The 21,059-nt window shown below is 44.2% G+C and carries 21 protein-coding genes, 1 tRNA gene and 1 pseudogene; 16 read left to right on the top strand and 7 right to left on the bottom strand.

Going from position 1 to position 21,059, the window contains the following annotated elements:
- Window positions 1-526: 526 nt before the first annotated feature.
- On the bottom strand, window positions 527-1,015 hold the full coding sequence (locus EKM67_RS00390; RefSeq protein WP_125576143.1) for a DUF4828 domain-containing protein: 489 nt from the start codon (window positions 1,013-1,015) through the stop codon (window positions 527-529).
- Window positions 1,016-1,195: 180 nt separating this feature from the next.
- Between EKM67_RS00390 and EKM67_RS00385 the strand changes: the two genes are divergently transcribed.
- The 13 genes from EKM67_RS00385 (at window position 1,196) to EKM67_RS00325 (ending at window position 12,866) form a co-directional block, all read left to right on the top strand.
- Window positions 1,196-2,191, top strand: a complete 996-nt coding sequence (locus tag EKM67_RS00385; protein ID WP_125576141.1) for a Gfo/Idh/MocA family protein — start codon at window positions 1,196-1,198, stop codon at window positions 2,189-2,191.
- Complete coding sequence (locus EKM67_RS00380) at window positions 2,191-3,465, top strand: DEAD/DEAH box helicase (protein WP_125576140.1); 1,275 nt, start codon at window positions 2,191-2,193, stop codon at window positions 3,463-3,465. Before EKM67_RS00385 ends, EKM67_RS00380 begins: the two co-directional genes overlap by 1 nt.
- A gap of 500 nt (window positions 3,466-3,965) precedes the next feature.
- Complete coding sequence (locus tag EKM67_RS00375; RefSeq protein ID WP_379894512.1) at window positions 3,966-4,259, top strand: PTS lactose/cellobiose transporter subunit IIA; 294 nt, start codon at window positions 3,966-3,968, stop codon at window positions 4,257-4,259.
- Between the two features lie 73 nt (window positions 4,260-4,332).
- Window positions 4,333-5,703, top strand: coding sequence for a PTS sugar transporter subunit IIC (locus EKM67_RS00370; protein ID WP_125576136.1), 1,371 nt, complete (start codon window positions 4,333-4,335; stop codon window positions 5,701-5,703).
- 124 nt (window positions 5,704-5,827) lie between these two features.
- Window positions 5,828-6,052 carry a hypothetical protein gene (locus EKM67_RS00365; protein WP_125576134.1) on the top strand — a complete coding sequence of 75 codons (225 nt, stop codon included), beginning with the start codon at window positions 5,828-5,830 and terminating at the stop codon, window positions 6,050-6,052.
- On the top strand, window positions 6,052-6,300 hold the full coding sequence (locus EKM67_RS00360; protein WP_125576132.1) for a DUF3188 domain-containing protein: 249 nt from the start codon (window positions 6,052-6,054) through the stop codon (window positions 6,298-6,300). The genes EKM67_RS00365 and EKM67_RS00360 overlap by 1 nt, the downstream gene beginning before the upstream one ends.
- Window positions 6,297-6,710: a DUF3284 domain-containing protein gene (locus EKM67_RS00355; protein WP_125576130.1), complete on the top strand. Its 414-nt coding sequence runs from the start codon at window positions 6,297-6,299 to the stop codon at window positions 6,708-6,710. The genes EKM67_RS00360 and EKM67_RS00355 overlap by 4 nt, the downstream gene beginning before the upstream one ends.
- A 127-nt stretch (window positions 6,711-6,837) precedes the next feature.
- Window positions 6,838-8,292 (top strand): glycoside hydrolase family 1 protein, encoded by a 1,455-nt coding sequence (locus EKM67_RS00350; RefSeq protein ID WP_125576128.1) that lies wholly within the window; start codon window positions 6,838-6,840, stop codon window positions 8,290-8,292.
- A complete protein-coding gene (locus EKM67_RS00345) occupies window positions 8,292-9,491 on the top strand; it encodes a GNAT family N-acetyltransferase (RefSeq protein WP_125576126.1) in 1,200 nt (399 codons plus the stop codon). The genes EKM67_RS00350 and EKM67_RS00345 overlap by 1 nt, the downstream gene beginning before the upstream one ends.
- A gap of 42 nt (window positions 9,492-9,533) precedes the next feature.
- Window positions 9,534-9,607, top strand: a tRNA-Arg gene (locus EKM67_RS00340).
- 66 nt (window positions 9,608-9,673) lie between these two features.
- Window positions 9,674-10,261, top strand: coding sequence for a prealbumin-like fold domain-containing protein (locus EKM67_RS00335; protein ID WP_125576124.1), 588 nt, complete (start codon window positions 9,674-9,676; stop codon window positions 10,259-10,261).
- A 218-nt stretch (window positions 10,262-10,479) separates the two neighbouring features.
- Window positions 10,480-12,012 (top strand): accessory Sec system glycosyltransferase Asp1, encoded by a 1,533-nt coding sequence (asp1, locus tag EKM67_RS00330; protein WP_125576122.1) that lies wholly within the window; start codon window positions 10,480-10,482, stop codon window positions 12,010-12,012.
- On the top strand, window positions 12,012-12,866 hold the full coding sequence (locus EKM67_RS00325) for a hypothetical protein (RefSeq protein WP_125576120.1): 855 nt from the start codon (window positions 12,012-12,014) through the stop codon (window positions 12,864-12,866). Before asp1 ends, EKM67_RS00325 begins: the two co-directional genes overlap by 1 nt.
- Window positions 12,867-12,926: 60 nt before the next feature.
- Here the strand turns inward: EKM67_RS00325 and EKM67_RS00320 are convergent, their stop codons facing one another.
- Window positions 12,927-13,115: a hypothetical protein gene (locus EKM67_RS00320; RefSeq protein ID WP_125576118.1), complete on the bottom strand. Its 189-nt coding sequence runs from the start codon at window positions 13,113-13,115 to the stop codon at window positions 12,927-12,929.
- 2 nt (window positions 13,116-13,117) lie between these two features.
- On the bottom strand, window positions 13,118-14,350 hold the full coding sequence (locus EKM67_RS00315) for an aminopeptidase (protein WP_125576116.1): 1,233 nt from the start codon (window positions 14,348-14,350) through the stop codon (window positions 13,118-13,120).
- 315 nt (window positions 14,351-14,665) lie between these two features.
- Between EKM67_RS00315 and EKM67_RS00310 the strand changes: the two genes are divergently transcribed.
- Window positions 14,666-15,286, top strand: a complete 621-nt coding sequence (locus EKM67_RS00310; RefSeq protein WP_164506512.1) for a TetR/AcrR family transcriptional regulator — start codon at window positions 14,666-14,668, stop codon at window positions 15,284-15,286.
- A gap of 84 nt (window positions 15,287-15,370) precedes the next feature.
- Complete coding sequence (locus tag EKM67_RS00305) at window positions 15,371-15,994, top strand: flavin reductase family protein (RefSeq protein ID WP_125576112.1); 624 nt, start codon at window positions 15,371-15,373, stop codon at window positions 15,992-15,994.
- Between the two features lie 80 nt (window positions 15,995-16,074).
- Here EKM67_RS00305 and EKM67_RS00300 read toward each other — a convergent pair whose 3' ends face one another.
- The 4 genes and pseudogenes from EKM67_RS00300 to EKM67_RS00280 form a co-directional block, all read right to left on the bottom strand.
- Entirely contained in the window at window positions 16,075-16,695 is a 621-nt protein-coding gene (locus tag EKM67_RS00300) for an alpha/beta hydrolase (protein ID WP_125576110.1), read from the bottom strand.
- Between the two features lie 2 nt (window positions 16,696-16,697).
- Window positions 16,698-17,666 (bottom strand): annotated as a pseudogene (locus EKM67_RS00295) (ring-cleaving dioxygenase).
- Window positions 17,667-18,570: 904 nt separating this feature from the next.
- Window positions 18,571-19,047: a GtrA family protein gene (locus EKM67_RS00285; RefSeq protein WP_125576106.1), complete on the bottom strand. Its 477-nt coding sequence runs from the start codon at window positions 19,045-19,047 to the stop codon at window positions 18,571-18,573.
- A 2-nt stretch (window positions 19,048-19,049) separates the two neighbouring features.
- Entirely contained in the window at window positions 19,050-19,535 is a 486-nt protein-coding gene (locus tag EKM67_RS00280) for a flavodoxin (RefSeq protein ID WP_379894477.1), read from the bottom strand.
- Window positions 19,536-19,787: 252 nt separating this feature from the next.
- Here EKM67_RS00280 and EKM67_RS00275 point away from each other — a divergent pair, with 252 nt between their 5' ends.
- Entirely contained in the window at window positions 19,788-21,029 is a 1,242-nt protein-coding gene (locus EKM67_RS00275) for a competence/damage-inducible protein A (protein WP_125576103.1), read from the top strand.
- The last annotated feature ends 30 nt before the right edge of the window (window positions 21,030-21,059 follow it).

Genomic DNA, 21,059 nt, shown 5'->3' with positions numbered 1-21,059 from the left:
TGGAAAAATATCCAACGTGATTATATTTCCCACAACAAAGCAATCGACGTGGGATTCAAATCATTTCCACAAACCCAGTTCTTCCGAGTTCACCACTAAACTAATTCCAGTTTAGGTCGCGGCTGTGTGGGGCAAGTGACGACACTGTGAAACTGCTGTTGCGACAGGTCCATCGTCGCTTACAGCAGGGGCGTATTTCGAGCTTTTTCTCAGGAGCCGTACCTGCGACTGAGAAAAAGCTCGAAATCGAGGTGGAAGACTTTTCCCAGAGTGTGGCGCAACATGGGTTGAAATCAACAGCTAAGACGTCAAGACACAAGAATTGATTTTTATTCTTCGTGGCTTGATCTCTTAGATGCTGATTTCAATGTTGCAGAACACGTTTCGGGGAAAGTCTGGAACCGTCCCCACAGTAGTCCGTCACTTGCCCCACACAGCCGCGACCGAAGGTAGAACGCATTTTTACGAGCAAAAAAAATATCCCCAGGATCACATCAGATCCTAGGGATATTTTTTTAAGAACTATTTATTTATCAGGTTGATCAGCCTGGTCGTGATCAGTAGGATCGACTAAATCTTCGGGATGCAAAATAATATCATCCTGTTTGTCCGGTGTGGGTGTGGATTCAGCTTGCAACTTCGGCACATCACGCAAGTTGATCACAGGATAAGTGCGGTTGCTGGACTCATCATAAACTTCAGTTGGGCCCTTATGACTTGCAAAAACCTTCAACTGAAAGCCATAATGATCGAGAAATACGAGTTGCTCTTCATCAAGTCCAATAATTCGTCCAGGCAATTCGCGATGATCGATCATAATGGAAAAATCTGAGCCAATGGTCATATCATGCTTTTGATTGGTCTTGGGATCGATGAACGCCCAATCACCAGAATAGCGAAGTGCTAAATCTGGTTGCCGTTTTTTTTGTTGTTTTCGGTGTCTTGTATGGGTCAAGAATCGACTCATTTGGTTAATGCCATGGATGCCGGCAGCATAAATATCAGAAACTCGCATTTTGATCTCCTTTACTACCTCTCATCATATCATCTGTTATTAATTTTTGGTATTAAAAACAATGAAATCTTGATAGCATTTTTGTTACAATAGGGTGACAAGCAAATTAAAATGGCTATCGTGTTATTTAATTGAGAATCTTTCTAGAAAATCTGCACCAAGAAAACGAGGTAATTCGAAATGACGAATGTGGGAACAATTGGAACGAGTGGGATCACCAAGACTTTTTTACAAGCATGTATTGCCAGTCGCGCATTCAAGATCACACAGGTTTATTCACGCACGAAGGCTAAGGCGCAACAATATATCGATGAGCTGTTTATTCCCGATGCACAGGCTGCCGACAATTTAGAAACGATGCTGTCGTCCGCTAATGTCGATGTGGTTTATGTGGCCTCTCCTAACAGCCTGCATTTTCAACATGTTAAGGCAGCATTAGAACATGGAAAAAGTGTTATTGTCGAGAAGCCGGCTTTTGTGACGCCGAAAGAATATCAAGCAATCGACGCAATTTTGCAACAAAATCCAGATTTACATGTGCTCGAGGGTGCGCGCCACTTATACGATGCTAATTATTTGGCTGCTAAGGCGCAAGTTCGCTCTTATGATCAAATTACGGGCGCGACTTTTGCTTATATGAAGTATTCGAGTCGTTACGACGCTTTTAAGGCCGGTGAGAATCCTAATATTTTTTCGCCCAAATTTGCTGGGGGTGCCTTGTATGATTTAGGGGTCTACTTAGTTTATGCGGCGGTCGATTGGTTTGGTGTGCCTAAACAGGCTAGCTATCACGCGACTAAGGCAGAAAACGGCATTGATTTACACGGCTTAGCACGTTTGCATTATGATGATTTCGATGCGGCGTTGATTTTTGGTAAGGATCAACAATCCTTCTTGCCTAGTGAAGTTTACGCGCATACGCAGACTTTGTGGCTCGACAATATCGGCATGCCTACCAAGGTTCGCGCTTATGATGGGCCGGCTGTTTTCCAAGATTTAAGCAAGCACACGGCGGAAAATCCGTTGGTCGATGAAGTTAACGCGTTTAGCTTGATGTTTACCAATCGCGACGACGCGCAATTCAAACACTATTGGCAGCTGACTGGTCAAGTCAATCAAGTCTTAGATCAATTGCGTGCCAGTGCAGATATTCAATTTGAAAGTGGTCAAAATTAATGGAAGCAACTTATGAAGCACCCGCAGCACCGTTTTTGCCGATCTGGCAGCGGTCTGGATTTACCAAGCCGTCACCAATTCAGCAGCAAGTTTATTGGCCATTGAAAAAAGGCGGCCCCGTTTTAGGCTTAGCGGCAACAGGAACGGGGAAAACTTTAGCGTTTGGCTTGCCATTGCTAGAAACATTACAACCTGGCCAACAATTGCAATTATTGATTCTAGAACCGAGCGCCGAATTGGTGATGCAGGTCCGCAATGTGCTCCGTCAATATGCGCAAGTGATCGATTTGAAAATCCAAGGTATCGTCGGTAAAGCAAATCCGAAGCGACAGCAAGAACAATTGAAAGAACATCCTGAAATTTTAGTGGCAACACCGGGTCGATTATTGGAATTGATCCAACAAAGGCAGATCAAAGTTAACCTCGTGGAAACAATCGTGGTCGATGAAGCCGATTCACAATTGGATCCGGAACATTTGGACGCCACCCGCGAAGTGATTGCCAGTTTACCCGCGGATGTACAAACAGTGCTGATGTCTGCAACTGAACAGCCGATTTTCGAAGAATTATCTAAGTGGTTTGGATATGAATTCGAGCGCTTCGACACCCGCGAATCTGATCGTCTGCAACAAAAAATCAAACATGAATTTTTAGTTGTCGGTAATCATCAGAAGGCAGAAATGCTGAAACGGCTGCAACGTGGGCCGATTTCTGGCAAGAATGCCCTGGTCTTCGTTAAAAATTTAGGCAGCGCACGCACGTTGTACAAGACGCTGAGTTTCTTGAATTTGCGCGTTGGCTTACTATTAGGCGATGAATCGAGTCAGAAACGGCAACAGATCATGCAGCAATTCCGTCAGGGGAAATTGACCTATCTGATCACGACCGAATTAGCGGCACGTGGGTTAGATTTTGCGGAATTGCAGTTCGTTGTGAATTACGATCTGCCGCAAACGCTGATCAGTTACACGCATCGCGCCGGGCGTACGGGACGCATGTTTCGTGAGGGAACGGTTTTAAACCTCGGAAATGAGCATGATCGTCGTAATTTACAGAAAATAGTTTCTGCGCAATTTGAATTAAAGACGGTTTACTTCATCGAACACAAGTTGCAAACCGAACGTCCCAAAGAAATTCATCACGAAGAAGCGTCTGAAGAAGCTACGGTTGAGAAACCGATCGTTGCTGAACCGATCACGCCAGCAAAACGTAAAACGCATAAAAAAAATCGCCTGAGAAATCAGAAGAACAAGGGTAAACACCAAAATAAGTAGTATTTACGCGTGATTCTGATTACGGATCGGCATAAAAATATTTTTAATATAGTCAAAAATAACGTCATCGTTGATTGTGCGATCTGCATAATCAACGATGATTTTTGTTTATTCAAGAGTAAAACCAAATCGCGAGAATAGCGCATTCTATAAACATATCTGTGATTCATTATGATTTGAAATGAGCAAATAGAAATGAAAGAAATGATGTGTTTTTCAGAAAACACTGTTCACGTTTTCATCCGCGTGAAAATAGGTATTTTTTTTGTTGACAATAAGTACGTGTTATATCTATAATTGATTCGTGGTCTAGAGCAATAGCTAAAAAAATGACAAATTATCTTGTTGTGAATTGGTCTTTGTGCTAGACTATATGTATGTGATGAAGCGGTTTCATCACGACTGCTTTTTGCAGTTTTATGCAATTATTCTTTAGTTTCATCATTTCATAAACGGAAGGAGGCTATATTTTGGACGAAGACGAGAACTTACAGGCAATCATGGGATTGATCGTTAATGGCGGCAATGCAAAGAGCAGCTCAATGGAAGCAATCTATGCTGCCAAAAAAGGTGATTTTGCAGGTGCAGAGGCTAAGCTGAAAGAAGCTGACGCGTCATTATCAGAAGCACATAATTCTCAGACTGGCATGTTGACCAAAGAAGCTGGCGGCGAACATGTACAAGTGACATTATTAATGGTGCACTCACAAGATCATTTGATGAACGCGATCACTTTCCGTGATTTGGCTGGCGAAATTGTTGATCTTTACAAGAGATTAGCAGACAAAGCGTAATTCTTTGGAGGAATTACGCGCAGTACTACCATTCTGTTACATGGGTTAGCTTTATATTTGGAGGTTAAATAATATGCAAGGACTTATGAATTGGCTTGGGAAATCTCTTGTGCCAATCGCTAGTAAGATCGGTTCAATTCCTTGGTTAGTTGCATTGCGTGATGGTTTCATCTCGACAATGCCTATCACGATGGCCGGATCTTTAGCAACATTGATTAACGCATTGTTAGTAACATTCCCAACTGAATGGAAATGGATGGGCTTCGTTAATTCCGGTTTTGTTCAAGGCGTTGTTGCTATCGACGGTATCGTTTCAACAGGTTCACTTTCTATCTTCGCTGTCTTCTTTGCAGCTATGTGGGGCTACCATTTAGCTAAGAACTACAACGTTGATGGTTTATCAGGTTCGTTGGTATCATTGGCTGCATTATTAATGAGTACAAACAATACCACGACACTTGCTTTAGCTGATAAATTACCAAAAGCTGCTGTTAAAGCATTTACAAATGCTGGCGCAACTGCTTCAGAAAGCAGCATCACTTTAAACAGTGCATTTTCTGTTGGTAACTTAGGTTCATCTGCATTGTTCTCTGCTATGATTTTCGGCGCTATTGCCGTTGTTGTTTATATCTTTTTAATGAAGAAAGACATCACAATCAAGATGCCTGATACAGTTCCACCTGCAGTATCTAAAGCATTTACTGCCTTGATCCCTGGTATCGCGGCATTATATGTTGTTGCTATCATCAACTGGGCATTTACTAAAGGTACTGGTCAATTCTTCGGTGATTGGTTATCTGAGACAATCCAAGCACCATTACTTCACGCTGGTCAATCAGCAGGTATGGTTCTCTTGGTTGCACTCTTAGTTCAAGTATTCTGGTTCTTCGGTATTCATGGTCCTAACGTTTTAGCCCCTGTCTTGGAATCAATCTGGGGTACATCACAGCTTGCTAACATCACTGCCTTCGAGAAACATGCTGCATTACCATACAAATGGGTTCGTGGTTCATTCGATGCTTACGCATGGTTTGGTGGTTCAGGTGGTACGATTGTTTTACTTCTTGCCATCTTAATCTTCTCAAAACGTGCTGATGAACAAGCAGTTGCGAAGTTAGCCTTTGCACCTGGTATCTTCAACATTAACGAGCCTGTTATGTTTGGTCTTCCAATCGTATTGAATGCGATTTACTTTGCACCATTCATCATCGCTCCAGTTTTGAACACAGCTATTGCTTACTTTGTAACGATGGCTGGCTGGGTTGGACCAGTTAAGGTTGCGGTTCCTTGGATCACACCTCCTGTTCTGAACGCCTTCATGGCTACTCTTGATTGGCGTGCAGCTGTGTTAGCTTTAGTTAACATGGTCATTGCATTCTTTATCTGGGTACCATTCGTTCAAATGTCCAATCGTGTTGCTGCTAAGGAACAAGCTGCTGCTTAATCAGCAATTGTTTCCGCAACATTAAATTTTAAAATAAAGTAGGCCATCGGTTGCTTTTCATGTGACTGGTGGCTTATTCTATATAATGTATGAGTCAATTTTATCTATAAAGGAGTATGTGAATATGATTTTTTTAAACGCACCAATTATGCAAGACAAGATTATTGAGTTCGTCAATGGTTACACTGAAAATGGGTTGACTTTCAAATTGAAGAGTCAAAAAGGAATGAAATTGGTTTTTGAGACGAACGCAGAAGATTTAGAAGCTGCTGCTAAGTTGGTTAAGAATGCCATCCATGCCCAATCTTGGGGCGCCGTTCTTTATTTCCAAGCTGGAGTTGAAAAGTAATGACAACAAACGGTCTTTTTCTCATGGCTGTTGGGTTTTACATTATCATGATGAGTGGTCACAACCAAAAGGCTGGCGTTGGTCTCGATATTCCCTTGTTAACACTTGGTGTGTTTTTTGTCGGTCTCGGATTTTATTTCTTCCGGCGGGGCAAGAAGCGCGACAAGGCTAAGAAGGCGGACTCAGATCAATCAACAGATACGGTTGCGCCTAAACAAGTAAGCACAAAGAAAGGAACCAAAAAGTGAAAATTCAACAAGTTTTGAATATTCCTGCTAGTTTTTTCTATCATAAGGTGATCGATTCTGTCCTGTATGATATCAAGGCACAAACTGGCGAGACACCGACCGAAGAACAGTTGGCGGATTATTCTTACGTCAAGCAGTTTACCAAGACGACTTCGGCTCGGTTAACGATCACTAAACTGGTTCCTAATGAGGCTTATTATTATACGACAAGCACGAATCAGAGCGAGTTTAAGGTTAAGTATGATATTAAGGCGTTAGCAGATAATAAGACTGAGGTCACTTATCAAGAACAGGTTGTTTCGGAAGGTTATATGCGGCAAATGAATGACATGCTCGTTGGTACGATCATGGGCTTCATGCGTCGCAAGAATTTCAAGAAGATGCTGACACAGATCGAACAATCTTATTAATAACCGAATTTTGATCAGGATCTGAATCCGATGTTTTTGCAAATGATCACGTTGTTTACTGTGAGTAGACGCGCTAATTTTGTTTTCTATTTTTTCATAAAAAATAATCAAGAAAAGAAGGTTGAGCATGGAACATAAACAATTAAAAGCTTTCCCAGATAATTTCCTGTGGGGTTCGGCTTCTGCTGCTTATCAGATCGAAGGCGCTTATCGCGAAGATGGCAAGGGTTTATCTGTTTGGGATAACTTTGTCCGCATTCCTGGTAAGACTTATGAAGGCACTAATGGCGATGTTGCAGTCGATCATTATCACCGTTATAAGGAAGACGTCGAGCTGATGGCCAAAGCTGGCTTGAAGGCTTATCGTTTCTCGATCGCTTGGTCACGGATCTTGCCGAATGGTAATGGCGAAGTCAATGCCGAGGGTGTCAAGTTCTATGATGATCTGATCAATGACTTGATCGCTCATAATATCGAACCAGTTGTGACAATTTATCATTGGGATCTTCCTCAGGCTTTGCAGGATCAATATCAAGGCTGGGAATCTCGTAAAATCGTTGCGGATTTCGTTAACTATGCGAAGACTTTATTCGAAGCTTACGGCGACCGAGTTAAGTATTGGGTCACGTTAAACGAACAGAATGTTTTCATGCAACACGGCTATTTAATGGCCAGTCATCCACCAGCAGTCACGGATCCTAAGCGGATGTATGCGGCTAATCATATTGGTAATTTGGCAAATGCGGCGGCAACGAAGTATTTCCACGAACACAATTATCAAGGGATGATCGGTGCTAGTTTTGCGTATAGCCCAATTTATGCAGTCGATGCTGATCCTGAGAACCAATTGGCAGCTGATAACGCCGAACAAATGAACGCTTATTACTGGATGGATGTTTACGCATTCGGACGCTACCCAGATGTTGTCCGTCAATGGCAAATTGAACAAGGCATTGCGCCTGAAATTTTGCCAGAAGATTCGCAACTTTTAGGCGATCCATTGTCACGTCCCGACTTCATGGGCCTGAATTATTATCAATCAAATACCGTTCAAGCTAATCCATTAGCCGATGGTGTGGGTATGGCTGCTGAGAATACGTCTGGTAAAAAAGGGACTTCTCAAGAATCAGGTGTTCCTGGTGTCTACAAGTCTGCTCAAAACGATCATTTACAAAAGACTGACTGGGATTGGAATATCGATCCAATCGGTTTGCGGATCGCTCTTCGTCGGATCAATAGTCGCTATCATTTGCCTGTCTTGATCACCGAAAATGGTTTGGGTGCTTTCGATACACTTGAAGCTGATCACGAGATCCATGATGATTATCGGATCCACTTCCTGCGCGAGCATGTTAAGGCCATTCATGACGCTATTACCGATGGCGTTCAGGTGATCGGTTATACAACTTGGAGCTTCACCGATTTGCTGAGCTGGTTAAACGGCTATCGCAAACGTTACGGCTTCGTCTATGTTAACCGTGATGAGGAAAGCGAAAAAGATTTGGCTCGTTATCCAAAAGATAGTTTCTACTGGTACAAGCAGGTCATTGCCACTAATGGTGAAGATCTGGGAGAGAAATAATGGCGCAAGTCGTTGAGATCGCCCATGACAACGTGGCTTTACTGACAGAATACTTCGAGCTGTGCGTCTATGGATTCGACAAGTCGAATGATGAAGGCAGCCGCGCGAAGTGGTTCAATCTAGCTATGCATAGTCACAACTACGTGTTGATCGGTGACGATCAGCATGTTAAAAGTGGAATCATGGTCACGAATTTGCCAGTTAATTGGCAGGGTCAAGAGTTTCTGATGGGTGCGGTCGGTTACGTGGCCAGTTACCCAGAATTTGGCGGTCACGGTGCGATCACACAATTGATGGCGAAGGCTAGTGAACAAATGGCACAAGATGGGGTTTTGTTTTCCTATTTAGCACCATTTTCATACACCTTTTATCGTCGCTTCGGTTACGAAGAAATCTTCGATCGCGTCAGTTATCAAGTCAAGGCTGAACATTTCCCCAAGATGCCTAAAAACATCGGCGGTTCAGTCGTGCGCGGCAATTATGCGACCAATATGGACAAACTCGAGCAGATTTACGCGCAGCATCCACAGAGTCAGTCTGGGGCAGTTGTGCGCGCGGATTGGTGGCAACAATACCGTTTCAGCAAAAATCCAAAACTCGAAGTTGCTTTTTCATACGATGAGCAGAAAGAACTCGATGGTTACGTGTTGTACGAACGCACGGCTGGTCAAGTTTTCGAAGTGATCGAATTAATGCCGTTGACTATGCAAAGCCGTCAACGCTTATTGAGCTTCGTAGGCAAACATGCGAGTGCCTACCCGCAGTTTACTTATGAGAGCGCCAATCAAACGTTGATGAACGATCTGATGCCCGAAGCTTATCATATTCAAACGACGATCACGCCGTATATGATGGCGCGGGTGAATGATTGGGTGCAATTGATTGCTCAATGGCGTTTTACGGCCGATTTGGAGCAGCCAATCACGATTCACCTACAAGATGATTTCTTGGCTACAAACGACGGCTATTGGCAATTGAGCGTTGTTAATGGGCAAGGCAGGTTGGAGCCAACCGCTGAACAGCAAGCCGTCGATTTAACGATCGACACGCGCCAACTGATCAAAGTATTAACAGGTTATCGCACATTGAATCAACTGATGATCACCGGTCAAATTACCGATGCTTCGGCGGATGCTTTGAGCGCCTTGCAACGAGCACTGAATTACAACAACAAGCCTATGTTGTGGGATTATTTCTAAATAAAAAACAACTGCCACGATTTTTCGCAGCAGTTGCTTCACGGCCCCGTGGCTCAGCTGGATAGAGCAACGGTTTCCTAAACCGTAGGTCATCAGTTCAAATCTGATCGGGGTCATTTGAAAAATTGGTATTTTTTATATTGGATAAACGTAAGATCATCTTGAGAAAACCTTGGGCCTAGATGCCGACTGAGTACGTCTTTAGGTGCCTTGGTGAGCACCATAGAGAATTTGATGCTGGCAATGGTGGCTCCGTCAGCGTACCTGTTGGACAGGAACATATTCATACCTATAGCACTGAACATGTGTCCGACACTTATATTTTAAATGCGCAAGATGCGAAAGGCATTGATGCAGTGGTTGAAAATGATTCCGGTGATCCATTAGCCGGTGTTGATGTCGGCGTGTTCGATTCTGCCGGCAAACAAGTGGGAACGACGCAAAAATCTGACGACAATGGTGCGGTAACTTTCACCAATGTTCCAGTCGGTGATTACACAGTTAAGCAATTATCGACGGTGGATGATTACGACAAGGCCACTGATCAGAAAATTACGTTGACGACAACGACTACCGACAAGGACAACAATGTCACTTTGAACAACACGAAATATCTTGACGCCGCGTTGCCGATCACCGGTTCAACTGGTCGTTTGATTTTAGCAAGCATTGTCTTCCTACTGATCATTATCAGTGGCGTGGCATTTGCATTAAAAACCAAGCGTCAGCAGCAACGTGATTTAGAAGATTTAAAGAATATTGTGAAATAAACAAACGAAGCAGTTCAAGTCGATTCAACTGGCTTGTCTGCTTTATTTTTATGAACTTGAAAATTTGGTCAGAGCAAAGTTCGACTATGGACGACTCAATTCCCTCCAAACACGCATGTTTAGAAATAGGTTCGATAGATATGTTAGACTGAAAGAGAATTGAAGCGGTAACTTCAGATTCTTTTTCTACATAAATTTATTCATTTGGGAGTGGACCTATGCTTTATTTTGTAAACCAAACGATTCCTGAGCGGTTGACGGGGATCGAGAGTGCGCAGTTGAAACGGTTGAGAATGCTGGCAGACCATCACGTCGAGGCGCAGCTGGTGACAGTCGCTTATAGTCCGTTGTATGCGCAGAATATGCCGTTGTATCAATTGCGTCCTGAAAATGTGGTCAATATGTATGATTATCTGTGCGGGATCGACACGCAGACAGGCAAACCGGTGAAGACAGAACAGTTGCGGTTACCCGCAGGTTTGACGGCACGTCCGCAAGGTACCGAGCTGCATTATTACAACGAGCAGGGTCAGTTTATGGTCAAGGTTAAGCTGAACGCGGCTGGCGCAGTGCTTAGCGTGAATTATTATGGCAAAAACAAACAAGCTGTTCGTTCGGAAATTTATGATATCCGCGGCTTTAAATCGAGTGAAATCTGGTATGATCGGCAACTCCGTAGTGTTCAGCGTTTCTTTTTCAATCCCAGTGGTGAGCTGAAAATGATTTTCTTTTATCGGATGGGGCAACTCAGTCAGCAAACGGTGCGTGCGGTGCAATATTATGCGCCGGATGGTCGTTGGCTGCATTTTGCCAGCGAGGGAGAATTGGCTAGTTATTTCCTCGATCAGTTGAATCAGCGCACTGAACGAAATTTATTTGTTTCCGATCGGACGGCGCGGGTGGGTTGGTCGATTGCCCATATGCGTACGCGCGCGTTTAAGCTGTTTCACGTTCACAGCACGCAAGTTAACACGATCACCAACTTGCAGAGCGACGATTTCAATTCGAATTATCGTTATGCCTTTAAAAATTTGGGCCAGTGGAATGGGATGATTGCCAGCACGCATGCCCAAGTGGCCGATCTGCAAAAGAAGTTTCCTGAAACAACAGTTTATCGCGCTTCAGTCAGTATTATTCCAGATCAAATTTTGCAGGCACTGCAAGTCGGCTATGATCAGCGAACGCCGTTTAAAATCATTGCGGTGGCGCGACTAAATCCAGAGAAACGATTGGATCAAATCGTCCGAATTTTTGCATTGATCCATGCGCAGATTCCCCAGGCAACGCTGGATATTTGGGGATTTGTCGCCGATCAGAAAGTCAAGAAGCAATTAATGGACTTGGTCGCCGAATTAAATTTGACCGCTGCGGTGCAGTTGAAAGGCTATGCCGTGGAAATGCACCCTATTTACGATCAGGCGCAGTTCTTGATGGTCACGAGTCGTTATGAGGGAACGGCGCTTGTAATCGCTGAGGCGCTTGCTCACGGCGTCCCAGTGATCTCTTACGACTTCAACTATGGTCCCCGCGAATTCATTGACTCCGGTAAAAATGGGTATATTGTGCCAGTCGATGATCAGGCGGCTGCCGCCAAGGTGGCGATCACTGCTTTGAATGACCCCGATCAATGGCAACGGTTGAGTCAGGCCGCCTATCGATCGAGCAGTCGTTCCAGCGAAGAGGCATCATTTGCGTCGTGGCAAACGATTATTGCGGCCACGGAGGCTTTTTATCGGGAGGATGAGAACTGATGGACTATTTCTTAAACGGTGTGTTGAGTGAATCGAATACACCGATCGAAGTGAAAATGTTGCAACGTTTGACCACTTTTCAAGAATTGGGACGCGCCGCGAAAGTTGTCCTGTGTGGTTATTCCGTGAATTCATATACCTTCATCCAGCAACATCATTTAGAAAAAAACGTGGTCAGTTGTTATGATTGGCTCCAGGAAGTGGCGGAGTTTAAAAAGCCGGCATTGCGCCGCGATGATTTGCCACAATTGGACAATTATCAACGCGAAAATGCCAAGGGTGGCTATGCGTATTTAGCGGCGAATCGTATGGTTGCGCGGAGTTACGTGAATAAACGTGGTCAGATTACCCACGTCAATTATTACGATGAAAGCGAACAGCGACTAGAAACGGATCAATATGATCTGCGCGGATTTTTGTCGCGCAAACAATTTTTCAACGTGCAACAAGAATTAGTGGGTGAGCAGTATTTAAATCCGGTTGGGCAAGTCTGCTTGGATGTGGCCTACGCGCAGAAACAGCCGGTTTACTTCAATTTGATCAGGAAACAACGCGTCTTCACCGAGCAACAAGCCTTCTGGCAATATTGTCTCGCTCATATTCTGGTGGATCCGGAAGTTGTGATCTCCGAGCGAAGAGAATATGATCAGTTACTGAAAAAAATCCCAGGAAAACTGCGAATCGTGCGTTTATATAATGCAAATTTTGATGGCGACGAATCGATCGCGCAGATTTTTCTGATCCGTAAGCAAGCCCAATTTGTAAATACGCACACCGTTCTGCTCGACGAATATACCGTATCTGCAGCCGAATTGAAACAGACTTGGCAACAAATATTGACGACTAACTTATGATCAATAACTAAAGGCACTGACTGCAACCAAAATTTGGTTGCAGTCAGTGCCTTTTTAAAATTAGTTAGTAATCATATTTCCTGAAAATAGCAGAAAAACACAGATGATCGTGATGATCAGTAAGCCAATCGTTGCGCCGAGTAATTGCCAGCGTAAAGGGGTTTGATGACGATTCATAATCGTTAAACTGCCACTGAAACACGTCAAAATAATCAGGCAGCCACTTGCCAGTAATAAGCCAAAATTCATGATCATGCCCAGTTACCGTGACGGAAAACCGGGACGATTTCACCTGCCTTTGTGATGCCATCGATCGACATTTGAGCGGAGCCGACCATGAAATCCACATGCGTGTTGCTGACATTCAAGCCAGCTTTCTGCAATTGCAATGGATTCATGGCCGTTCCGTTTTCAATTGAGAAGGGATAAGCGGCGCCCAACGCTAAGTGGTCAGAGGCGTTCTCGTCGAATAAGGTGTTGTAAAAAATTAAACCAGATTGCGAAATAGGCGAAGCATCGGGAACCAGCGCCACTTCACCCAGTCGCTTCGCTCCGGCGTCTGTTTGTAAGAGTTGATCCAGAATGGCTTGACCTTTTGTGGCGGTCGCAGTCACGACCTGACCGTTTCTGAAAACAAATTTCAGGCCCTCGAGAACGCTGCCCCCGTAGCTGAGTGGCTTTGTGGCGCTGATATAGCCGTCGACGCGTTTCAAATCTGGTGCCGTGAAAACTTCTTCTGTCGGCAGATTAGGAATGAAGAATTCGCCGCGCTCATTCGTCGTTCCCGCAGCTTGCCAAATATGATCGTGGGGCAAACCGATCGTCAAATCCGTACCCGGCGCGACATAATGAAGTCGATCAAATTGATATCGGTTCAACGTTGCTGCGTTGGTTTCGAGTCGTTCGCGTTGCTCACGCCATGCCGCGATTGGATCGCGGGTTTCCAGCCGGGTTGCGCTGAAAATGGCGTCCCACAAATGTTCGGTCGCAGTCGCGGCCTCCTCATTTGGGAAAACTTTCTGCGCCCAGGCCGGGCTGGCTGCGGCGATGATCGTCCAGCTGAGCAGATTATTGCGACTCGCCTGGCGCACCGCGCGACTCCCAGGCGTGCTCGTATTTTGTGCCACCTGGATTTTCGCGGCCTCAATTCCAGCAAGCGCGTCAGGACTGGCTGACTTCACAACCAGTCGTTTCACGCGCTTATCCGCAATGAATTGTTGGCGCACTTCGTCATGCGGCAATGTTTCTTGCAAATCGGCAATGCGCTGATAAGTCAGATCTAGCCGCTGCTCCACGCTGTCTTGCCATTGCATGAGTACCTTTTTCGCACCGGTGCGATAAGCCTGCTCGATCAATAAATGAGCAAATTCGGCTTGATCGATGTCGATGTCGACGGTGACCAAATCGCCGGGCTGCACATTTAGACCGATCGTCACGGCCACTTCGGCGTATTTATTAAGTTTGATCGCAAATTCATTTGCCATAGGTAAACGGCACCTCGTCTTTCCTGTCAGTGTTATTTTACCATGAAGTTTTCCGGGGAACACCATGAAACAACGTCGATTTGACCACATTAGAAAAATAAATTTAAAAAATTTGTTTTTTAATTTTTGTGCATGAATGACTATTGTACCAGTTATTGTTAGTTTAATTAAATAAAAAACCAATCGTTATTATAAAATAAATCTACAAAAACAGTTGCAATTTTTATTTGCTATGATATGATCAATATACCAAAAAGTTATGGTATAGATAAGCAATACAAAGAATCTAAATTTTACCCCCCGAGGAGAGATCATATGGCCCGCAAAAAAACAATCATGAAGCACGATATCTTGAACGCAGCATTCAACTTAGCAATGCGCGATGGTTTTCAGAATTTTACGGCGCGTAATGTTGCCGAAGAACTCAATTGTTCAACGCAACCACTCTATTTAGAATTCAATAGTATGCAAGATCTGAAGCGTCAGTCGATCAAGAAAATCCAGGCTCACTTACTTAAAACTGTTTTTAACCGTCATTATGATGATGACCCAATGATCAATCTGGACTTGGCTTACATCCACTTCGTTTGCGAACAACCGCTGTTATATCGGACGTTGTGGATCGAAGACAAGGAGAGCGTCCAGGAAATGAAACAGTTTGCCCACCGTTTAGGTATGTCTCGTCTGCGTCAAAAGGCCGAAGCTGCCAACTTATCGGATGAAAAGATGGAACGTATTTTGATCGGTAACTTGATCATTGCCAATGGGATCGCCAACTTGTTATCAACTGGTTACGTTAAAATTACCAAGACACAAATGAAAGAAATTTTAAATGCGCAACTGGCTGATTTCATTTATAACGATCGCTTCAATCCCGATAACGAAGCTGCAGACGAAGAACTCTTCAGCTGTGACTATGAAAATGAAGCTATTTAAATTTAGGGATTCGTTTCGAGACGTAAACAGTTGCGTAAAGTGCAAAACTTCCGTAAACTGACTCCATGACTAAGGAGTGAGTAAATGATCGATATTAAGAGCGCGGATTTGTCTGCGCGTGAAGCCTACAAACTGATCAGTGGCAGCATTATTCCCCGACCAATTGCCTGGATCACCACGCTTGATCAAACGCACAATGTGATCAACTTAGCGCCGTTTAGTTTTTTCAGCGGTGTTGCCGGTCAAGCACCATTGATTTCGGTGGCGATCCTGCGCTTCGAAGATGGTCAGCAGAAAGATACCGCCAAAAACTTGTTAACAACGGGCGAGGGTGTAGTGCATCTGGTTTCTGAAGCGTTGGTTGAGGAAATGAATCTCACTTCTGCCAGCTTATCTGCAGATCGATCCGAATTAACTTTGACCAATTTATCGACCGTCGACAGCCAAACCGTCGCCGTTCCTGGACTCAAGGAAGCCAAAATTCGTTTCGAAGTCAAGGTTCATCAATATGTACCGGTCAAAGATGATCAGCAAGCCACGATCAGCGACCTGTTTATTTTAAAAGTCATTGCCATGCATTTTGATGAATCGGTAATTGATATCGACAAGCATTATGTTTTGGCAGAAGCCTTGCGGCCAGTCGCACGTTTAGCCGGCCCAGAATACGCAAATTTAGGCCGTAAGTACCGTTTGAAACGCCCCAAGTAATTTCCTATCACAGCTATCAAAAAAGCTCAGTAATCGTCTCCTATGACCTCAAATCATAGTCGACAATTACTGAGCTTATTTTAATGCAACTGCTGCGCAAACCAATTCTTAGCGCTGTTTAATTCATCCTGATTAATATTGTGAGACTGTTCGTGGTTGAAAACCGTGACTTCGGCCTGTGCGTTTTGCAAATGACCGACCAGCGACTCGAAGTTTGCCTGCGACACGATTGGATCGTTGGTCCCGTGCGAACTCCAAATTTGAACCGCTTTGAGCGCTTGAGCTTTCGCCGGCGTTTTGAGCAGCATCGGGTGAAAAAGAATGCCTTTTTTAAACTGAGGTTGCTTTTCTAGCCAGGCATAAGCTGCCACGTTGGCGCCATTGGAATAGCCGAGAACGATCATTTGCGCGGGATCGAGTTGATATTGTTGCGCATAATGATCAACGGTTGCGAGCAGCCAGTCGGTTTCGTGCTCGAGGCTGTCGAGATCGAAGCCACCAGTAGCTGTGTGCGCAAAATAACGGGTCTGTCCGTTTTCCAACAAGCGTCCGCGAATCCCAAGTTGCGCACTATCCGGAGCGATAAAAGTGGCCAAACCGGATAAATCTTGTTCGTCGCCGCCAGTGCCATGCAACATCAGAATAGGTGGCGCGTCATTTTTACCGGGCTTGTAGAAGACGTGTGCTTCCTGTGTGGCCATAATTATTTAGCTGCCTTTTTTTCAGTATTAAATGGCACTAAGTGAGCTTCAATATCTTCACGTTGTTCCTCTAGAAATGGTGGTAATTCCAAGTGAACGCCGGCTTCATCATAAGTTTCATCGACTAAGAACCCGGGACCATCAGTCGCAATTTCGAAAAGAACACCGCGACCTGGCCGGAAATATTCCGATTTGAAATAGAAACGATCGATGAAACCGGATTGTGCGAGGCGTGCTTCTTTAATACGTTCGATCCACCAACGCAGACTGGCTTCGTTTTCAGTGCGAAAGGCGATGTGATGAACGGTTCCGTAACCTTGATCTTGATTGGGCAGAATGACGCTAGTTTCGGTGATCAATTGCGCGCCGTGACCGCCATCATGCAATTCGTACAAAGTTTTGCCGTCTTCTGTGGCAATTTTAGTGAAGCCCATGACTTCAGTGAGCACCTGATCTAATTTCTAAGGATAATCGACGGTGACAAAAGAAGGTCCTAAGCCACTGATCGCGTATTCTGCAGGCACTGGGCTGTGACGATAAGGTTCGCCAGCCGGCACGCCATGATTATCTTCGTCGGAAACGAGTTGATACTGTTGATCATCGAAGTCATAGAAATAAAGATATTTCGCGCCGAAACGTGTACGAATTTCGCTTTGTTTAACGTCGAACTCATTTAAACGTGCTTGCCACCATTCGAGCGCCTTGTCATTAGGCACGCGGAAACCAATGCGTGTGATACCATTCTTGCCCTGAGCCCCTTTAGGTGTGCCCGGAAAATCGAAGAAGGTCAGGTCGGTGCCAGCGCCACCCATGTCGTCCGTGAAGTATAAATGATAAGTGCGGACGTCATCTTGGTTGACTGTTTTTTTGATCAAGTGTAGTCCAAGGATCTCGGTCATGAACTGGAAAATTTTAGGAGAGCTGGAAGTAATTGCGGTGATGTGGTGGAGTCCGAATAAATTTGTATTCATCATAAGTTGCCCCCTTGGCAGTTGATTGATTGTTTGTTGAGGATAGTATATCAACTTATTAAAAGTAAGTAAATAGATTTGTGCTGATTTATTTAAAACTATTTGAAAAAATTATCTACCTTCGGTCGAAAGTGCTGGGGCAGGCAGGTCTGTGGCTGTGGGACCGCTCTCCGCTTTTCCAGGTTCGGGAAAAGCTCCGAGCTTCGATTCGAGCTTTTGCACAGACCGCAAAATCTCGAATCGATCCACCATGTAAGGCGGGCAAAAACGGCCCGCCAACATGGTTGTCACTGCCACGACTGCCTGCCCCAGCACTTTCGACCTAAACTTAATTTTATTAGCGTAGGATTTGAATAGATGGGTTCCTGAAAGTTTGATTATCAAGGTAGCCTTTGTTTTGAATAGCTCAATAAAAAATGTGATGAATTTCAAATCTGCGCAAAATAACACACGGAAAATTTTAAAATAGGTGCAGATTGGGTTGGAAAAGCTGATATCATAGTGTTTTAGACGAAAGATTGCGTCTATTTTTAAATTGGTCGTGTGTCTAGATTATCAATTCCCATTTTGCGAGTTTGAAAAAAATATTGTTTGAATAGAAATGTAATTTAAATATCCAGCACTAAACCTATCGAGCTCTTCCGAATAGACTAGGTGAAATTTGTGGTGGGAACTGGGACTGCAGTGGCAATTTTGTTAATGAGCGATTTTTGCGAATTTACAAAATGGGGAAATCTTAGATCTTCCCGATTTTGGAAGAGCTCAGATTTTAGGCGGAAAACTTTTGGCGCTCTTCCAAAAGCTTGCAGCCGTCCCCACAGCAGTTTCCCAGTTCCCACCACAAATTTCGCCGCAACCGCACAAACTTATACACGAAAAAGCCCCGAACAAGGTACGTTCGGTGCTATCTCTCCACATCATCTTTTTTTCGACGCGTCCGCCTGCTGCGCAGACGCTGAAACATTTCTCGCTGATCACGACTAAAAATATACCGCGTCGTTACATAATTGAGAATACCGACCAAAATTTGATCGACGATTTTCGCCCAGAGACTGGTCATGCTTAAAATCGAAATACAACCAAACATGATGAAAGAATCGGCCAGCAAACTGATTCCACGGAAAAAAAGAAACGCAATCAACTCGGTGATTAGCGCGTAGCCGGTCGAATATTTCGATTTGAAAACAAAGGATTTATTTGTGAAGAAGCCAAAAATAACCGACACTAACCATGCGATCGTGTTGGCCACCATGTAATGTGCATGAAAGAAATTTTGAACACCCATAAAGGTGAAAATGTTGATCAATGACGCTAAAAATCCAAAAACGGTATAAGTCAGAAAGTCAAAATGATTTCTGATAAAAGCGTGGATTTTAGCCATTGCTATTGACCGTTAGCTTTTTTAACTAATTGGGCAGCAAAAGCGTCCAAATTCTTAATGTCGTCGGCTTCTGCAGCTAAATCGACTTTGACGCTTTCGGCACCCTTGACTGCACCGATATTCTGGAAGACACGATCGAAATCATCGACGGTGGCACAGAAATGTTCGCCATAAAAACGGTCACCAGATCCGCAAACACCGTAAATTTTACCGGTCAAATCTTCTTCTTGTAAATCGTCGTAAAAGTCTTGTGCCTCTTCAGGAATTTCACCTTCGCCATCGGTATAAGTGGCAACAATACAGATATCTGCGTCTTCATAATCACTGGCATCTGCCTGTGAAGCCTCGGTATTGTCAACTTCACAACCTAAATTTTCGAAAGATTCTTCAAGGATCCCGGCAATTTCTTCATTATTACCAGTCATACTAGCATAAACGATTTTTACAGCTGTCACGAGCTTACCTCCAATATTGTTGACTGCATACATTATAACGTTTTACCCCATGTCTAGCCACAATTATAATAAATCGTTAGATTATAGAAAGAAATTATCGAGACGCGCAACTTTATTTTTCAGCGTCATATTTCCCGAACATTGGCTTGTGAATGATCAAGAAGCCTTAGACTCGTGCAACTGTTCATTGTGGAAATGATAGGCTACAATAAGGTTGGTTATTTTTTAAAAAAATAAAAGTAAAATTGAAATTATCGGGTACTTAGTAGATGTGGAGGAGATATCTTGCAAGCAGAAATTATTGCAGTCGGCACCGAGATCCTGCTGGGTGAAATCGTGAATACAAATGCGCAGTATGTTGCTAAGTTGTTGGCGCGTTTCGGCATTCCGTCTTTCTACCAAACAGTGGTTGGTGATAATCCGGCTCGCTTAACGGAAACATTGGCGCTGGAAGAGAAGCGGAGTGACCTGATTTTCTTGATCGGTGGACTTGGACCGACGCCAGATGACCTGACCAAGCAGACTTTAGCGGCACACTTGGGCAGAAAATTGGTGACGGATCAAGCTGCATTAGATAAGCTTGTCGCTTGGCAGAAGCAGATCAATAAAGTAATGCCTGCCAACAATCTGGCGCAAGCTTATTATCTTGAGGGTGGCCAAGTGCTTACCAATGAGATTGGGTTGGCGATAGGATGTTATTTAGTGGATGCGGACCATCACTATTTTATTCTGCCAGGACCTCCTCGTGAAATGTTGCCAATGGTCGATCATCAAGTTGAAGCAAAGTTGGCGGCGTTGACCGGGTCGAAGCAAGTGATCGTTTCTAAAATGTTACGTTTCTTCGGGATCGGTGAATCTTTATTGGCTGATAAATTGGCGGATTTGATTGCGAGTCAGCAGAATCCCACCATCGCCACTTATATTAAGGGCTTCGAAATCGGGGTTCGGATAACGGCACGCGCGGGTAACGTTGACACTGGCAACACGTTGATCGCACCGGTGGCCGCAAAAGTGCAGTCGCGTCTCGCGGGTTTTTATACTGGCGAAGGCGAAGAACGAAATTTGGTGCAAGAAGTGGTTGATCAATTGAAGCAACAGCACTTGACCGTGACGGCTGCGGAAAGCTTGACTGCTGGTGAATTTCAGTCTGAATTAGCAAGCGTCAGTGGTGCTTCTAATATTTTTAAAGGTGGCTTTGTCACCTATTCTGATGCGGTTAAGACGCAATTGTTAAGAATTCCGGCGGAGGTCATTGCGAAACATACGGTTGTCAGTGCGCCGGTTGCCGAATTAATGGCGGAGAAATCACGTGAAATACTGGGTGCTGATTTTGGTTTAGGATTTACCGGAGTTGCTGGGCCAGATGAATTAGAGGGTCAGCCTGTGGGAACCGTTTTTATTGCGTTGGCGCAACGAGATCAGCCCACCAAAGTTCAAGAATTTCACTTGGCAGGTCAGCGTAACGAAATCCGCGGACGCGCGGTTTATAGCGGTTTTAAATTACTCTATGATCGTTTATTAAAGTAATAGAACGTTTGTTCGTTTATTGCTTGCCTT

It is taken from the genome of Lapidilactobacillus mulanensis, from assembly GCF_003946215.1.
GTDB classification, from domain to species: domain Bacteria; phylum Bacillota; class Bacilli; order Lactobacillales; family Lactobacillaceae; genus Lapidilactobacillus; species Lapidilactobacillus mulanensis.
This window is presented reverse-complemented; position numbering and strand designations above follow the sequence as displayed.

Excerpts from the sequence above, each read along its gene's own strand:
- EKM67_RS00350 (WP_125576128.1), top strand. The coding sequence starts at position 6,838 with ATGGAACATAAACAATTAAAAGCTTTCCCAGATAATTTCCTGTGGGGT.
- EKM67_RS00315 (WP_125576116.1), bottom strand. The coding sequence starts at position 14,350 with ATGGCAAATGAATTTGCGATCAAACTTAATAAATACGCCGAAGTGGCC.
- EKM67_RS00345 (WP_125576126.1), top strand. The coding sequence starts at position 8,292 with ATGGCGCAAGTCGTTGAGATCGCCCATGACAACGTGGCTTTACTGACA.
- EKM67_RS00305 (WP_125576112.1), top strand. The coding sequence starts at position 15,371 with ATGATCGATATTAAGAGCGCGGATTTGTCTGCGCGTGAAGCCTACAAA.
- EKM67_RS00310 (WP_164506512.1), top strand. The coding sequence starts at position 14,666 with ATGGCCCGCAAAAAAACAATCATGAAGCACGATATCTTGAACGCAGCA.
- EKM67_RS00380 (WP_125576140.1), top strand. The coding sequence starts at position 2,191 with ATGGAAGCAACTTATGAAGCACCCGCAGCACCGTTTTTGCCGATCTGG.
- EKM67_RS00390 (WP_125576143.1), bottom strand. The coding sequence starts at position 1,015 with ATGCGAGTTTCTGATATTTATGCTGCCGGCATCCATGGCATTAACCAA.
- EKM67_RS00280 (WP_379894477.1), bottom strand. The coding sequence starts at position 19,535 with ATGTATGCAGTCAACAATATTGGAGGTAAGCTCGTGACAGCTGTAAAA.
- EKM67_RS00325 (WP_125576120.1), top strand. The coding sequence starts at position 12,012 with ATGGACTATTTCTTAAACGGTGTGTTGAGTGAATCGAATACACCGATC.
- EKM67_RS00370 (WP_125576136.1), top strand. The coding sequence starts at position 4,333 with ATGCAAGGACTTATGAATTGGCTTGGGAAATCTCTTGTGCCAATCGCT.
- EKM67_RS00320 (WP_125576118.1), bottom strand. The coding sequence starts at position 13,115 with ATGAATTTTGGCTTATTACTGGCAAGTGGCTGCCTGATTATTTTGACG.
- EKM67_RS00300 (WP_125576110.1), bottom strand. The coding sequence starts at position 16,695 with ATGGCCACACAGGAAGCACACGTCTTCTACAAGCCCGGTAAAAATGAC.
- asp1 (WP_125576122.1), top strand. The coding sequence starts at position 10,480 with ATGCTTTATTTTGTAAACCAAACGATTCCTGAGCGGTTGACGGGGATC.
- EKM67_RS00375 (WP_379894512.1), top strand. The coding sequence starts at position 3,966 with ATGGGATTGATCGTTAATGGCGGCAATGCAAAGAGCAGCTCAATGGAA.
- EKM67_RS00285 (WP_125576106.1), bottom strand. The coding sequence starts at position 19,047 with ATGGCTAAAATCCACGCTTTTATCAGAAATCATTTTGACTTTCTGACT.
- EKM67_RS00365 (WP_125576134.1), top strand. The coding sequence starts at position 5,828 with ATGATTTTTTTAAACGCACCAATTATGCAAGACAAGATTATTGAGTTC.
- EKM67_RS00335 (WP_125576124.1), top strand. The coding sequence starts at position 9,674 with ATGCCGACTGAGTACGTCTTTAGGTGCCTTGGTGAGCACCATAGAGAA.
- EKM67_RS00360 (WP_125576132.1), top strand. The coding sequence starts at position 6,052 with ATGACAACAAACGGTCTTTTTCTCATGGCTGTTGGGTTTTACATTATC.
- EKM67_RS00385 (WP_125576141.1), top strand. The coding sequence starts at position 1,196 with ATGACGAATGTGGGAACAATTGGAACGAGTGGGATCACCAAGACTTTT.